The following is a 15,490-nucleotide window of genomic DNA, read 5'->3' as shown; positions in this document are numbered from 1 at the left end:
TTTTTTCTCCTATTAACTAGTAACTAGGCAAATACACCGAAGGACTCCCGACCGTAATCAAATCGAGCTTATGCATAGCTCTCGTACAAGCCACATAAAGTAATTTTCGATCCATTTCAGTCCGGTACTCATTTGAAGATACATTTGGGATGATTACTTGATCAAACTCCAATCCTTTCGACATATGCGCACTCGTGACGATAATTCCATTCAAAAAAAGTTCACTTGAGAAATCCAAAAAATACGTATCTGAGATGTCTTGAATCGATTCATAGATAAACTGAGCCATTTTTTCGGTCCGACAAATGATGCCTATATTAGCGGATCCTGATGCTTGGTAACCGCTGATAAGAGCACGAATTTTCCTGACTTGCTCTTCTTTATTTGTACATTCGGTTATTGTCGGAATCTCACCGTGTCTTTCGATAGGAATGATTTCAGGATTTGGTGAGATTTTCTGAGCTATTCCAGCGATTTCCATCGTCGAACGATAACTTTTACGCAAGGTGACACACTTGCTACCTGGAAAGACGCTTTGTATTTTATCCAAAGATGAAGCACTGTAAGGATTCACTGCTTGATACGCATCCCCAAGTATCGTCATTTGGCAACTGAACAACTTTTTCAACACTGCATACTGTACAGGTGTATAATCTTGCATCTCGTCTACCAGAAGGTGTTTCACATAGTCATAACGTGAACTACCTTTGTCAAAATGCAGGCTTGTATACGCAAGCGGGAATACATCACTAAATTCATAGCTATTCTTTTTTTTATTGAACATCTCAGACGTGTTCATTACTTCATAAAAATTCCGATAAATATCTTTGCTATTTTTAAACGGAAGCATGTTAGCTACTTGCTTTTTAATATGAGTTGGATAACTTTTTTCCCATTTTTCTTGTACATTTTCACATTTGATTTTAGCAATTACAATTAAATCTTTTCCTAATTTCAAAATCTTTTCTTTTAAAGGGGTGACTCGCAGATTGTTCATGCGTTCTTCAATCTCTTCTTTCGAGATAATCACTTTACCGATAGTAATAGACTGTGCCTCAAAATAGTTTTCTTCCAAATTTTCAAGATAGTGAGTTAAATTATGGTTGTATTCTGAGGAAGCCTTATAGCTGATGCGTTCCTTCATGTTATCATCATCATTTTCAAGTAGATAGGCTACTTGTTCGGCAAAGGTTTCGTAATGAAAAGAACCACCGATTATTTCTATCCCAATTTTCTCAAATGTTATTTCTGGAACATTGTCTTCGCCCAGTTCAGGCAGCACATTTGAAATATAATTCCCAAAAACTTTGTTGGGTGACAGCACTAAAACATCTGAAGCTTTTATGGTATTTTTAAAGCGGTAAAGCATAAAGGCGATACGATGCAGAGCAATGGATGTCTTACCAGAACCAGCCGCACCTTGAATGATCAATGTTTTAGATTCTTCAAACCGGATAATTTCATTTTGTTCTTTTTGAATAGTCGCAACAATATTTTTCATCTTTTCATCAGATGTATTGCTAAGTTCTTTTTGTAGTATATCATCATCAATGCTGACATTGCTTTCAATCATATACAACAATTCGCTATTTTCAATTTTATACTGCCGCTTAAGGGTAAGTTCCCCTTCTATGGTCCCGTCAGGCGTAGTGAATTGTGCCGGACCTCTTTCATAATCATAAAAAATACTAGAAACAGGAGCGCGCCAATCATGGATCACTATTTCGTGATCGTCTAGCAAACCGTTTATCCCGATATAGACTGGGTTGATTTCTTCTTTCTCCTTGAAATCAATCCTTGCAAAATAAGGAGATTTCTTTGTTTTTTTCAACTTTTTCTGTAGCGCTTTGCTGTGCTCGGTAGTGCTAGTATCGTAAAAAATTTGCGTGCGCGTAAAATTTTTCTCTGCACTGTCCATGTCAGATAGGCTACTCCAAAAATACTTTTTCAGATCATCTACCTCTTTAGCCGATTGCGTGATTATCCCCTCAAATTCATTTTCCTTGCGATAAATTATGGCTTGGATTTTTCTTAAATACGCTCGCTCCGCTTTTTCAACTTGAAGACTCAACTAAATCGCTCCTTTCTTTTTAAAGGTAGTGTAGCGATAGTCATCACAATAAATAATTTCTAAACCAACTTTTGCTGCAATAATCTTCATTGCTTCTGGTGTATAAAAAGAGACATGAGTCTTATCCCGCATATAATGCCATCCAAAAAATTGATCCAGTGCTTTTGGTGGAAAAAGAGTCATGATGGCCAAGATGCCATCATCTTCCAGAAGATTCTTCAGTTCTTTAAAAATTGGGATTGGATCAGCGATATGCTCCATTACTTCAGTACTTGTCACTAAACCAAACTTCTTCCCTACATACGTTTTCTGCGGAGCATAAAACTTATCATAAATCGAATACTGATACCCATAATCTCTTTCCATAAGTTGAGCCAAAACTGGAGATGGACCGCTGCCGAAGTCAAAGCCTGCTTTCCCTTTATTTACAAATGGGAAAACAGCGCTTTGCAAAAATTTTTCAAAAAAGGCAACGTAACGAGGATCGTCAATAGAATTCTCGTGATTTTCATATACCGCAAATTCTTCCTCCGGTGTAGCATAACCTTGAGGATCTTTGCTGATGAAGCCACACACAGGACAGGCATGATAAACGGATAAGAATTTTGGATGATGGATTTCATCCATTAGGCTATCGCATATAAGACACTTCATAAATTATAGTTCCTTCCTTTACATAAACTATTTACCATTAGATTAATTTTTTAAAAATCGAATAATTGATATTCATTGATAAAACACGCTTTTAGTATATCATTTTTCAAGCATCCACGAATTTATTTTAATAAAAGTTAATCTATAGGTTAAAAAAATATGGATTCTATCTTAGTTTTTTGCTATACTCTAATTTGTGTTAGAAATAGGAGGCAATTTATGAGAAATCTTTTCAAAAAAGAAGAATGGTTAGGAAATATTAAAGGTGATATCCTTGCAGGGATCGTCGTTGCTATTGCATTGATTCCAGAAGCAATTGGCTTTTCCTTGGTGGCTGGTTTGGATCCGATGGTAGGATTGTATGGATCATTTATTTTATCCATTATCATTGCATTTACCGGCGGCCGTCCAGGTATGATCACTGGTGCAACCGGAGCAACGGCTTTATTGGTCGGAACATTAGTGAAGACAAATGGGATAGAGTATTTATTCGCTGCAGGAATTCTAGCAGGAATTCTTCAAGTCACCCTCGGTTTACTGGGTGTTGCTAAACTTCTGAAGTTTATCCCCCGCGCAGTTATGGTAGGATTCATCAATGCATTAGGAATTATGATCTTTCTGGCTCAATTGGAACATTTTAGTGGCGCCAACACACTTTTTTATATCCTATTGGTTAGCGCATTATTAATTCTATATATTGCACCAAGATACATCAAACAAATTCCCGCACCCTTAATAGCCATTATTTTTCTGAGCGCACTTGTTATCTTTATGAAGCTAGAAGTTTCTAACGTAGGAATGATGGGCGAAATAAAACGTCAATTACCTGTTTTTTCTATTCCTAGTGTTCCCTTGTCTCTTGAAACTCTATCAATCATCTTCCCAACCTCATTAGCCATAGCTATTGTTGGTCTATTGGAATCGTTATTGACAGTCACGATTGTGGATGATTTGACCCAAACCAAGAGCAGTAAACGTCATGAAGCTATCGGCCAAGGAATCGCCGGTATCACGAACGGATTTTTTGGCGGCCTAAGCGGTTGCGCTATGATTGGACAATCCATCATCAATGTGAAGAACGGCGGAAGAACACGTTTATCTTCTCTAACGGCAGGTGTTGTTCTGATCACGATGATCATGTCATTCGGTAGTCTCGTATCTCAGATTCCCATGGCGGTACTTGTAGCCATTATGATCACGGTCTCTATCGGCACGATCGATTGGCATAGTTTTGAGTATATGCGTCGTGCACCAATAAATGAAACTTTGGTTATGTTGGTGACAATTGTAGCTGTATTGTTTACTCATAACCTGGCCATTGGTGTGGGATTAGGAGTACTGTTAAGTGCCCTATTCTTTATGGTGAAGAATTCAACGATCCACGTTTCTCAATCCAAAGAAACAGTGACCATTTCAGGTCAATTATTTTTTGCTACCGTCGATGAACTTCTGGAAAAAATAAACAAACTAGATTCAAATACGGTTTCAATTATCGACGTGAGTAATCTAACGGTAAGAGATGATGCTGGAGTAAAAGCTGTGCTATCCTTACGGGATTATTTGAAAGGTCGCTCAATCGAAATCATCGGCTTTAAAGATACAGATTCTAAATTTGTAGACTCTTTAGAACCTTATTTGAGAAAAAGTAGTCATTAGGAGGTCAATATGAAAAAAATTGTAATAGCTTATGATGGTACGTCTGAAGGAGTAATTGTCTTCGACTACATCAAACAAAATTTCCTTTCCCATTTTCCCACACTGCAAATAGATGTTATCCGGGTAATCTCTGATAATGAGGTCCTAGAAGATGCCATGAATTTCACAACTAAAATGGAAGACCGAAAAGCTCATCATCAGTCAGTCGTGCAGTCATTTGTAGAACATAAATTAGAAGGTGTACCGGTTAGTGTCAAGGTTCTTTATGGTGATCCAACAAAGAAAATTTTATCTTACCTTGAAAAAAATCAGCCGTTCGACTTCTTGGTGGTCGGTATGAACACAAAAGGCGGACTTTATGAATTTTTTAATGGCAGTGTTACCATCCAACTATTAAAACATTCTAAATACCCTATACTGATTGTCAAATAGGCTCTGCTGAGCGCAACTAAAAAAAGACTTTCATAAGCAACTAGCTTGAATAAAAAAAGGTTCCCCTCACCGAAATAACGGCGATGGGAACCTTTTTTGAGGAATACAGAAGACTTTTTAGTTTATATTTCTCCGTATGCCCTCTAGTCACATTATGAGGAAGCTATCTTTTTATTTATATTCTATTGACTTAACCATATTACATTAAATGGATCAGTTAGGGAAAGGTTTAAAGGTCAATTTGTGGTCTTCTGTTAACAGAAGTGCAGCTGAAAAAGTTTGACCGTTTTTTTTCTTAAAACCTTTTAATAAAGGTGTTTCTTTTGTCATTAAAAGTTTTTTGATCGTTGCTTCAGATAACAATTTTCCTATATAACGTTTTGGCAACGTAAACGTGCAACCATTGCTATAGCCGCTGCAGCCATAAAATTTCCCTTTATCTACTATAGTCTGTCTACACACAGGGCACTTTCCAATCACCTGTATTGTTTGATCCAGACTAGTTGTATGCGTAGACCAATTGCTACTTTCAATAACCTGCTTACTAGACTCTAACGTATGATGAATAAATTTTTGAATATTGTCTAAGAATGCTCGCTGTGTACCTTCTTCTTTTTTTATTTTCTTTAAATAAGTCTCCCATTTAGCAGTCATTTCTGGACTGCTTAACAAAGTATTCCCTACTGCCTGACACAATATCTCTCCTTTTTGGGTGACGGTCACATTATTTTTTTGAATCTCAATATAGTGTTGTTTTTTAAGCGTCTCAAGCACATTAGCTCTGGTCGCTTCTGTCCCGATTCCTTCTGTTGCCTTTAAAATTTCTTTTTCTTCTGCATTTTCCAATTCTTTGCCACATGTCTTCATAGCTGTAATCAAAGTACCTTCTGTGTAAGCTTTTGGCGGTGAAGTGAATCCTTCTGAAGTTGATAAATCTGCTTCAACTGATTCGTTTTTTTGTACTAAAGGCAACTCTGTGCTTTCTTCTTTGTCCGGTTTCTTGCTGTCAGAATACTCCAATTTTCGCCAGCCTTTATCTAGAATTGTCCTGCCTTTGCTTGTAAAAGGTAAATCTTTAACATCCACTGTGATCGTTGCTTCATCATACTTATAATCTGTTTCGAACATAGCCATTGTCCGCTTCAAAACTGTGAAATAAATTTCCTTTTGAATCGATGCCAGCTTGCCTAAATCTTTTTGCGTAGGCACCTTTTTAGTTGGAATAATAGCGTAATGCTCTTGAACTTTTGAACTATTCACATACCGTTTTCGTTTACTAGTATTAGGCTGTTCAATCGTATAATTCAATACATCTTGGTACTCATCTATTTTTTCAAGCAGGTAATGAAACTCTGAATCGGTGATATGTCGGCAGTCGCTTCGAGGATAGCTCAATAATTTAGCCTCATAAAGCGACTGGACATGTTTCAATGTATCTGATGGGCTCACTTTGTATTTCTTGTTTATAAGACTTTGCAAATCACTTAAGGAAAACAACAACGGTGAGGGCTGTGATATCCGCTTCGTTTCAACCGACGAGATCACTCCAGGGTTGCTGGCTAATAATTGATGTTTTTTGATTAGATCTTGTAAATCTTTTTTTGTCGGAAATTTTTTATTGTATTTGGCTTTAAATACACCATTTTCAGCTGTCACGGTTGCCTGCATCTCAAAAAATGGTTCTGGAACGAACTTTTCAATTTCTTTTTGACGTGTATAAATCATATAAAGGGTTGGGGTTTGGACACGTCCAACACTGAATACACCTTCATTGATTCCCTTTTTCTGCAAAGATAACGTGTACATGCGAGATAAGTTGATCCCCACTAACCAGTCACTGATTTGTCTAGTTTGAGCTTCAACATAAGAAGAATAGAAATCTTTTCCATCTCTTAGATTAGAGAATCCCTTTTGTATTTCATCTGCTTCAAGTGAATTGATCCATAGCCGTTTGATCTCTTTGTTGCCTGCTTTTGCTTGATTGATAATTGAACGCGCAATATTTTCCCCTTCGCGGTCGCTATCAGTCGCAATCACGATTCGGTCAGCTTCGTTTAGTAATTTTTTCACCACATTAAATTGTTTGGCTTTACCTTGTCCAACTTTAAATTTAAAGTTCTGTGGAATGATAGGCAATTCTTTTATGCTCCATTTTTTCCATTCGTCTTTATACTCTTCGGGGGAAGCCAATTCAATCAAATGCCCGAATCCCCAAGTAATGATATCATTAGACGGATTTAAAATAATGTACCCATCTTTTTTTGAAAATTTACCAAAAGATTCAGCGTACGCTTGCGCCTGAGAAGGTTTCTCTGCAAGGATCAGTGTAAGTCCCATTTGCTATCTCCCTTACTTTATCTTTTTTATCATTTAAGTATTGTTCTGTTTTTAAATCAAATTAGTGTAATCTTAAACTATTGTACCTTCTACTCTAAAGTATATCCAATAGCAGTTTTATACTACTATATTATAGACTACTTCTTGCTTTTCGCAGCATTTTTTTCTAAATTAGTTATTTCGGATGAACACTATTTGTTGCTTACAAGATAAAACTTGCCTTTCTTTCATTATTATTCAGTGTATGGGTCATAAAAAACACTATAGAGATAATCATGCTAGCTGATTAACCTCTGTAGTGTCATTTTTTGTTCTTTTGATTCGTAAATCTGTTAGATTGACTCTAATTATTATTCTAATACTTTAATGAAGTGACTTCCAAGTTTCTGGAGCTTTCTTAACTAAACTTAAACTTTACTTTTTTCTAAACCTTGTTTATAAAATTCTTCCATATCTTCTTTAGGAACCATACTTCCTCCAGTAGCCCAAGCGATATGTGTTGCCTGATTCATCTTATCAGTCAATCCTTTTTCTGCCAAATAACGTTTTCCTTCTGTAGTACCGAATAAACGAGCTACTCCTGGTACACCAGCTAAAGCTGCTGGTTCTAAGTAAATCTCTTCTTTATCGATCATAGCAGTCAAAAAATGCTGTGCTTCTTCTTCTTGCAGTGTAAAACCGCCGTCAAAGAAGTTTTTCATTAATTTTGAAACAAAACCTGACGTTCTCGGAACTGCTAATCCATCCATTCCTGTTTTACCATCAATATCAAAATCGTCTATTGATACTCCGTCATACTCATCAGTAATCAATCCCAACATCATTGAAGGCATATGTGCTGGCTCTGAAAAGAAACAATGAACATTGTCCCCATAAACTTGTTTTAATCCGAATGTAATGCCGCCTGGGCTTCCGCCGATACCGCATGGTAAATATACAAACAATGGATGATCTTTATCAACTTGTATTTTTTGTTCGTCTAATTGCTTTTTAAGTCGACTGCCAGCTACTGTATAGCCTAAAAATAAATCTACTGAATGTTCATCATCAACAAAATAGCACGTTGGATCTTGTTCTGATTGCATTCTTCCATTTTCGACTGCTTTTGTAAAGTTTGTATTGTGTTCAATAACCGTTACACCATGAGATCTAAGTAAATCTTTTTTCCATTGCTTTGCTTCTACAGACATATGAACAGTGACTTCAAATCCTAGTTTTGCTCCCATTATCCCTACGCTGATTCCAAGATTCCCAGTTGTTCCTACCATAATTTTATGTTTAGCAAAAAAATTACGAAAATCACCACTTGCGAAAACAACATAGTCTTCATCAATACTTTTTAGCAAACCGTTTTCTAACGCTAACGTCTCTGCATGTTTTAGTACTTCATAAATTGCTCCTCTTGCCTTGATCGTTCCTGCAATTGGTAATGTGTCATCACGTTTTAATAATAATTTCCCTTCAATAGTTGTATCATAATAGCTCTCCAGTTCAGCCTTGATTGCTGGAATCGCCGATATTTTTGATTCAATAATACCTTTTGTTTTTTTTGTCTCTGGAAATGCCGTTTCAATATATGAAGCAAAACGGGCTAAACGAGCTTCAGCATCATCTACATCAGTTTTAGAAAGTTTCACTTTTTTCGAGGCCGGTTCAAAGTCACTTTTGAAACGATTGACCCAAAAAACATTTTTCATGTTCATGATATCTTTTAAGACCGGAATCTCTTCTTTCCAATTTCCCAATGTTTTGCCTGCAATCACTTGTTCATTCATATTATTTCCTCCTAAAAGCACTTTAGTGGTATTTTTTACTATTTTTAAATTTCAGACTAATCATTTTGGATCACGATAACAGATTTCAACTTTTCGTATGCACTAATTTCATTAGCGCAGACCTTTTTCTTCTTTAAGATTACCTGTTAGGATGCAACTTCAACCGTTCTATTTTTGGCCAACCCACCGTCTGATCGAATTTCTTCAGCCGTTACGATTTTGGTATCTCTAAAGATATAAGATCCGAGATAGCCGCCAATTACACTTACAATAATAACTCCTAAAGCAGCGATCAATACCTTTCCTGCTGGATTGTACGCGAACATAACTGCAAAACCTGCAATCGGAGTGGCTGTACCTGGAGTATCGTTTACCAGTCCCATAAGTGCCACGATAATACCACTTGCTGCTCCTCCAATAAAGTTTGTTACATAAACAGGAAGAGGATTCGCAGAAATAATATCTGCTTGAGTCAAGGGTTCTATAGCTACTGATATAGTATCTTTTTTACTTCCAAATTTCAATTTGCTAAATAAAATATAATTCATGAATGACGATCCGAATACCGCTAATGCTCCGATAGCCATTGGAACACCTGTTAAACCTAACATTGCTGTCAACGCCATTGAACTTAAAGGAGCTGTTGCGACTACTGTGATGATCCCCCCTAAGATGATCCCCATCATTATGGGACTAGAGTTAGCAGTAGCGGTCAATATTTCACCAATTTGAAGCAGTGTAGCATCTACGAGAGGAGAACTGATTGCTCCAATCAATCTAGCTAGAGGAGCAGCTACCACAATAATAACGATCAAATCTAATCCACCTGGTATCTTTTCTTCCATCTTCTTAATAACAAAAGAGATAAGATATCCAGCTATAAATCCAGGTAATATTCCCATACCCGATAAAGAAAGACCTACCAAAACAGCATATACTGGAGAAACGCCTAAAGCTAAAGGAACTAATATCGCGGCTGCTACTCCTCCTAGGCTTCCATTAGCTGCACCCACTTCTCCTAGAAACTTCAAATTCAATACATTTCCAAAAAAAGCATAATGAAAAGCTTCTACTAAAAAGCTTGCACAAGCTGCACTAGCCAATGCTCCCATTGCTTTCGAGCCGTGTGGTGCTTTGTAATTGAATATCGTGAAAAAAGACAGTACCGCTAATAGTAAAACCGTTCCAATTAAAATATCCATTATATTCCCTCATTTTTCGTTTTAGTAGAACTACTTTTATGTAACCATGAACTATTTTAAAACGGCAATAGCTTCAATTTCGATCATAGCATTTTTCGGAAGTTTCGAAACTTCAAAAGCAGTACGCGCTGGATAGGGTTCTTCAAAAAATTCTGCAAATAATCTATTTACTTCATCAAAATTGGACAAATCTTTCAATAGAACCGTTGTTTTAATAATATCTTTCATTTTCAAATTCTCTTTTTCTAAGATAGATTGAATATTCATTAGCGATCTCTTACATTGTTCTGTAAATGTATCTTCTAGTTCATTTGTTTCAGGATTTATAGGTAATTGCCCTGATGTAAAAAGAAGGCTACCTGCTTTTCGGTATGAAGAATAAGGACCAATAGCTTGTGGTACATTGTACATATTATGTCACCTCCTCGTATTTATATTTTCACTATACCCCGAAAAGAAAACGGTGTCAATAATTTTTTATTATCATTTAAATAAATTATAATCATTATTAAAATATAAAGTTAAGATACCTATTTTTTATCATTGTGGTATAATCTTTGTAACTTACTTACATAATTACATGGAGGAAAAAGGAGGTCTTGTAAAATGAAAAAAGAGATATTTGATCAATACGAGAATTTAGTTTATTTTTTAGGTAAAACATTAGGTACTAATTACGAAATTGTGTTTCATTTGATTGAAGAAGACCATTCTTATATTGCTGCAATTGCAAATAACTCTATCAGTGGAAGAACAAAAAATTCTCCGCTTACTGGTTTTGCCTTAGAACTTATGAAGAAAAAAGAATACTTGAAAAGTGATTACGTAACGAATTATAAAGCGAAATCAAATGGAGTAAATCTCATTCAAGGTTCTACTTTTTTTATTAAGGATGATCAGGGCAATCTGGATGGTATGCTTTGCATCAATACAGATTATACAAAATACAAAGATATTGCTAACGATATTCTTCAGCTCATAAATATAAAAGATGATGCCCCAGATAGTCAGAGGAATACAGTAAAACCAAATCAGCTATCCTCAAATGCCGCTCAGGAAAATGGCGATGAATTCGTAGAAGTCCTTTCTAACAATATAAAAGATATCATTTTTGAGGTGATTGGTCCTGGTGTTTTTAACGAAAACTTTTTATTGAATCAAGATGCAAAAATCCATATCGTAGAACAGTTAGAAAAGAAGGGTATCTTCCAACTAAAAGGGGCTGTTTCACAAGTAGCAGAAGTTTTAAATGTGTCAGAACCAAGCGTTTATCGTTATTTAAAGATTATTACAAAAGCGAATCAAGTATAGAGTGCTGTTAACAGACCTTTACTGATTAAATGGTTCAGCACCATTATTGATTAAGTATTCAAAATAATGGCTGCTTGATTCAATTCTGTACTGTTTAATTTTGACGGATCGTCTAACTTGATTACAAGAATTTTATGGGAAACCAAGAATTCCCTTTAGCTATATCAAGATTTCAATGAATATCATAGAGTGATTATGAATTCAAAAAATCATATGACTAATATTCGAAATCAGTAGAACTTTTGAAATTGATTTGCTCATATAAAAGTTTGAACAGGCTAAGCTCCTTAGGGGACTTAGCCTGTTCAATTTTTTTGTGGATAAAGAAATATATCCTACATCGTATTCGATTATTTAATTTATAAGAAGGCGAAATGATTTTTGATACTGATTGTACTTTATTCTATAAATTATGGACAACTTATTTTCTATTAATTGTTACTAAGCAATCAATACTTTTTTGAATGGTTTCCATCATGATTGTCCCCTTTTATAGCTTAGACTAATGATGGTATTATTTTAGAACTATACTTCTTCAAATAATATTTAGCGGAAAAAATATTTGGTGGCTGGATCAATCTCCTGATACTTTTATAACAAGCTTTGTACTTTTCCACGTTTTCCAGTATGGAGTGAATCTCTTACTTGATAAGAGACAACTTCTGATACACATTTTTCTAAGTCAGTAAACCAACCTACTTCTACATCATCTATCATAGATGATCCTTTTTCAGTTGCCATAGTTACGATAGTCTTATTTAAAATATTCGCCTATATCTGCAACTAATCTTTATTTTTTGCTCCATATCACACATAAATGATTTTTTTGAACGTTTTCCAGCCTTTTCTTCCATTAAAACCCGAGAATCCTTTAATGAGAAAGCAATACATTCCAGCTATTTTAGCAACGTTTACCTCACTTTTTAAACGAAAGAAGAACTATTCATCATTGGTTGACTCTCTTTAGGCTTTGATAAATAGAAAGCGAATAGCCAAAATCCATTAATAAAGTTAATAAGCCCTCGAATATTTCCTGATAATGGTAAGAATAACTAACATAACAATAAATGGACAATTCTATGCCATTAAAGGAAGAATTGTCCATCTATTATTCTATTATTACGCTCCTCGAATATTGGCATGACCTTTTTCTTCATCAGAGCATTTTTTGATTACATTTGAATATGCTCACTTATTAGCTTTTACTATAATACTTGGGTACAGTTACAATACAACCAGATTATTTTTTAGATTTTTTCCCATTTCCAATTTATAACTTCAGGTATATCTGTACCATTTTCGCGAATATATTGATGGTGGAAATTCACTGTATCTTCCATTTCTTGCATAAATTTATTAGCTTTCACTCCATAAACTGCCTTAGCTGCATCTTTTGCTAAGTGGAAGCGATCCATTTCATTTAAAACACGCATATCAAATGGTGTTGTAATATCACCATTTTCACGATACCCATGGATTCGCAAATTGTGATTGTGACGATTGAAAAAAATATCGCGAATCAAACCTTCAAAACCATGGAAGGCAAAAATTATAGGTTGTTCTTTTGTAAAGTAACTATCAAATTTTTCATCAGTCAACCCACGAGAATCAATATCAGGATGACGTAATTTTAGAATATCTACAATATTGATAAAACGAATCTTTAACTCAGGAAAAGCTTTATGCAAGATAGATATCGCTGCCAAGGTTTCCAAATTAGGTTCTGTCCCAGCTGCTGCTATTACTAAATCTGGTTCACTATCATTATCAGTTGATGCCCAATCAATGATTTTAAGACCATCTTTAACTAATATTTCTGCTTCTTCAACTGAATAGAATTGTGGTCGTGGATGTTTACTCGAAATAATCAAATTGATTAATTGTTCTTCCTGTAAGGTTTTGTCCATAACCGCCATTAAACTGTTGGCATCAGCTGGTAAATATTCACGAATAAATTCAGGTTTTTTCTCAGCTAAATGTGTTAATATACCTGGATCTTGGTGAGTATAACCATTGTGGTCTTGTTGGAATACAGTTGATGTTGCAATTACATTCAATGATGGATAGTTATTTCGCCATTTCTGGTCTGTTGCTTTACGTAACCATTTAAAGTGTTGAGTCAACATTGAATCAACCACACGTAAGAATGATTCATAACTTGCAAAGAAACCATGACGTCCTGTTAATACATAGCCTTCCAGAAATCCCTCAGCTTGATGTTCAGAAAGTTGTCCATCGATAACCCGCCCAGCTGAGGATTGCCATTCATCAGTTAGCTCTTTAGATTCTAACCACTGACGATTAGTTACTTCAAAAATTTTATCTAAACGGTTTGATTTAGTTTCATCAGGACCAAAAATACGGAAATTATCAGGATTCTTTACGATTAAATCACGAGCTTGTTCACCAAAGACATCCATATCTTGCGCTATCACTGCACCAGGTATAGTTGTATCGATTGCATACTGTTTCCAATTAGGAATAATCAAAGCTTTAGCATTTATTCCTCCGTTTGTGATTGGATTTGTTGCCATCCGTTTATTTCCTTTAGGTGCTAGTTCTTTTAAATCATCAATTAATCTGCCATTTTCAGTAAATAACTCTTCTGGACGATACGATTTCAACCAATCAACCAGTTTATTGACATATTCCATATGCTCAGCATCGACAGGAATCGGCACTTGATGGGCACGAAATGTTCCTTCGATTTTTTTGTTGTCCCATTCTTTTGGTCCAGTCCAGCCCTTTGGTGTACGAATAATCATGACTGGCCAATGAGGCATCTCCACATCTTCGGGCTTACCTTTACGGGCTTCAGTTTGGATTGACCTGATTTCTTCAATTACAACATCTAAAGTATTAGCCATGACAGGATGAACTTTTTCAGGATCAGTACCTTCAACAAAGTAAGGTTTCCATCCCATACCTTCAAAATATTTTTTTAAATCTTCATTACTCTTACGTGCTAAAATCGTTGGATTTGAAATTTTACCACCATTTAAGTAAAGAATCGGTAGTACAGCACCATCATTGACTGGGTTGATAAAAGCATTAGAGAACCAACCAGCTGCTAATGGCCCAGTTTCAGCTTCTCCGTCACCAATAACTGTCGCAGCAATTACATCAGGGTTATCTAAAATAGCACCCGTTGCATGTGATAGAGAATAACCAAGTTCTCCTCCTTCATGAATAGAACCCGGTGTTTCTGGAGCAGCATGAGAAGCAACTCCCCCAGGAGATGAAAATTGTTTGAATAATTTTTTCATTCCTTCTTTATTTTCAGTAATATCAGGATAAATCTCAGTATAACTACCGTCTAGATAAGCATTAGATATCATTACTTGACCGCCATGACCAGGACCTTCGATATAGAACATGTTCAGGTCATATTTATTAATAACGCGATTTAAGTGAGCATAAATAAAGTTTTGACCGGAAATCGTTCCCCAATGCCCAATCGGATGCGCTTTCACATCAGATGATTTGAGGGGCCTTTGCAACAAAGGATTGTCTCTTAGATATAACTGGCCAACAGAGAGATAATTGGCTGCACGCCAGAAAGCATCAACTTTTTTCAAATAATCTTTAGAATCATAATTTTTCATTTTAATTTCTCCTATTTTTTTGTCATATAAATAAAACCGACGAACTTTTTTCACAAACATTATCAAAACTATTCAACAGCTATCATTTTTAGGACTTTATTAGTACAATTTCTCAACTTGTGTAAACGGTTCTGCATTCTTCAGCGAAAATATAATACGTATCCTCTACTCTAATAATTGAGGGGTCCGCATTAAAACCTCTTAATACTGGATTAGTAATACTAATACCTTACCCCACATTATTATTATTTACTAAACCAAGTAGTCATTTAATTTTGATTTAATATACTCAATATGAGATGATTCATTTTTAACGTCATTATGTTCTAATGCGTAACTTGTCAACGTTTCCAAATCTGCTTTCCCAGAAATAATATCTGAACCAATACCTGTTTCATAACTTGCATAACGTTTTTCTTTTATTTTTTTTTTAAAAACATTTTTTTT

The 15,490-nt window shown here is 35.4% G+C and carries 11 protein-coding genes and 1 pseudogene; 3 read left to right on the top strand and 9 right to left on the bottom strand.

The window, feature by feature from the left end; all coding sequences use genetic code 11:
- Window positions 1-16: 16 nt before the first annotated feature.
- Together J7E16_RS03890 and J7E16_RS03885 are read right to left on the bottom strand one after the other, a co-directional pair.
- Window positions 17-2,071 (bottom strand): HelD family protein, encoded by a 2,055-nt coding sequence (locus J7E16_RS03890; RefSeq protein WP_214888906.1) that lies wholly within the window; start codon window positions 2,069-2,071, stop codon window positions 17-19.
- The gene (locus J7E16_RS03885; protein WP_214888904.1) at window positions 2,072-2,725 is read right to left on the bottom strand and encodes a class I SAM-dependent methyltransferase; all 654 of its coding nucleotides are present in this window, start codon (window positions 2,723-2,725) and stop codon (window positions 2,072-2,074) included.
- A gap of 219 nt (window positions 2,726-2,944) precedes the next feature.
- Here J7E16_RS03885 and J7E16_RS03880 point away from each other — a divergent pair, with 219 nt between their 5' ends.
- Window positions 2,945-4,381, top strand: coding sequence for a SulP family inorganic anion transporter (locus J7E16_RS03880; RefSeq protein ID WP_214888901.1), 1,437 nt, complete (start codon window positions 2,945-2,947; stop codon window positions 4,379-4,381).
- A 9-nt stretch (window positions 4,382-4,390) separates the two neighbouring features.
- Window positions 4,391-4,813 (top strand): universal stress protein, encoded by a 423-nt coding sequence (locus J7E16_RS03875; protein ID WP_214888898.1) that lies wholly within the window; start codon window positions 4,391-4,393, stop codon window positions 4,811-4,813.
- Between the two features lie 213 nt (window positions 4,814-5,026).
- Here J7E16_RS03875 and J7E16_RS03870 read toward each other — a convergent pair whose 3' ends face one another.
- The 4 genes from J7E16_RS03870 to J7E16_RS03855 all read right to left on the bottom strand — a co-directional run bounded on the left by J7E16_RS03870 (window position 5,027) and on the right by J7E16_RS03855 (window position 10,538).
- Complete coding sequence (locus J7E16_RS03870; protein ID WP_214888895.1) at window positions 5,027-7,150, bottom strand: type IA DNA topoisomerase; 2,124 nt, start codon at window positions 7,148-7,150, stop codon at window positions 5,027-5,029.
- A gap of 407 nt (window positions 7,151-7,557) precedes the next feature.
- Complete coding sequence (dsdA, locus tag J7E16_RS03865; RefSeq protein WP_214888892.1) at window positions 7,558-8,925, bottom strand: D-serine ammonia-lyase; 1,368 nt, start codon at window positions 8,923-8,925, stop codon at window positions 7,558-7,560.
- A 146-nt stretch (window positions 8,926-9,071) separates the two neighbouring features.
- Entirely contained in the window at window positions 9,072-10,127 is a 1,056-nt protein-coding gene (locus J7E16_RS03860) for a PTS sugar transporter subunit IIC (protein WP_214888890.1), read from the bottom strand.
- Window positions 10,128-10,178: 51 nt separating this feature from the next.
- The gene (locus tag J7E16_RS03855; RefSeq protein WP_214888886.1) at window positions 10,179-10,538 is read right to left on the bottom strand and encodes a RidA family protein; all 360 of its coding nucleotides are present in this window, start codon (window positions 10,536-10,538) and stop codon (window positions 10,179-10,181) included.
- A gap of 195 nt (window positions 10,539-10,733) precedes the next feature.
- Here J7E16_RS03855 and J7E16_RS03850 point away from each other — a divergent pair, with 195 nt between their 5' ends.
- A complete protein-coding gene (locus J7E16_RS03850) occupies window positions 10,734-11,438 on the top strand; it encodes a helix-turn-helix transcriptional regulator (protein ID WP_214888884.1) in 705 nt (234 codons plus the stop codon).
- 591 nt (window positions 11,439-12,029) lie between these two features.
- Here the strand turns inward: J7E16_RS03850 and J7E16_RS03845 are convergent.
- The 3 genes and pseudogenes from J7E16_RS03845 to J7E16_RS03830 all read right to left on the bottom strand — a co-directional run.
- A complete protein-coding gene (locus J7E16_RS03845; protein ID WP_214888882.1) occupies window positions 12,030-12,179 on the bottom strand; it encodes a hypothetical protein in 150 nt (49 codons plus the stop codon).
- A 506-nt stretch (window positions 12,180-12,685) separates the two neighbouring features.
- Complete coding sequence (locus J7E16_RS03840) at window positions 12,686-15,043, bottom strand: phosphoketolase family protein (protein ID WP_214888880.1); 2,358 nt, start codon at window positions 15,041-15,043, stop codon at window positions 12,686-12,688.
- A 252-nt stretch (window positions 15,044-15,295) separates the two neighbouring features.
- Window positions 15,296-15,490, bottom strand: a pseudogene (locus J7E16_RS03830) (xylose isomerase); the annotation flags it as partial.

The organism is Carnobacterium sp. ISL-102 (assembly GCF_018612935.1).
Lineage (GTDB): Bacteria > Bacillota > Bacilli > Lactobacillales > Carnobacteriaceae > Carnobacterium_B > Carnobacterium_B alterfunditum.
Note: the sequence above shows the minus strand (reverse complement) of the source record. Positions and strands in the feature narration are given on the sequence as shown.

Bases quoted from the DNA above. Each gene is read 5' to 3' on its own strand.
- J7E16_RS03885 (WP_214888904.1), bottom strand. From the start codon at position 2,725: ATGAAGTGTCTTATATGCGATAGCCTAATGGATGAAATCCATCATCCA.
- J7E16_RS03880 (WP_214888901.1), top strand. From the start codon at position 2,945: ATGAGAAATCTTTTCAAAAAAGAAGAATGGTTAGGAAATATTAAAGGT.
- J7E16_RS03875 (WP_214888898.1), top strand. From the start codon at position 4,391: ATGAAAAAAATTGTAATAGCTTATGATGGTACGTCTGAAGGAGTAATT.
- J7E16_RS03870 (WP_214888895.1), bottom strand. From the start codon at position 7,150: ATGGGACTTACACTGATCCTTGCAGAGAAACCTTCTCAGGCGCAAGCG.
- dsdA (WP_214888892.1), bottom strand. From the start codon at position 8,925: ATGAATGAACAAGTGATTGCAGGCAAAACATTGGGAAATTGGAAAGAA.
- J7E16_RS03860 (WP_214888890.1), bottom strand. From the start codon at position 10,127: ATGGATATTTTAATTGGAACGGTTTTACTATTAGCGGTACTGTCTTTT.
- J7E16_RS03855 (WP_214888886.1), bottom strand. From the start codon at position 10,538: ATGTACAATGTACCACAAGCTATTGGTCCTTATTCTTCATACCGAAAA.
- J7E16_RS03850 (WP_214888884.1), top strand. From the start codon at position 10,734: ATGAAAAAAGAGATATTTGATCAATACGAGAATTTAGTTTATTTTTTA.
- J7E16_RS03845 (WP_214888882.1), bottom strand. From the start codon at position 12,179: ATGGCAACTGAAAAAGGATCATCTATGATAGATGATGTAGAAGTAGGT.
- J7E16_RS03840 (WP_214888880.1), bottom strand. From the start codon at position 15,043: ATGAAAAATTATGATTCTAAAGATTATTTGAAAAAAGTTGATGCTTTC.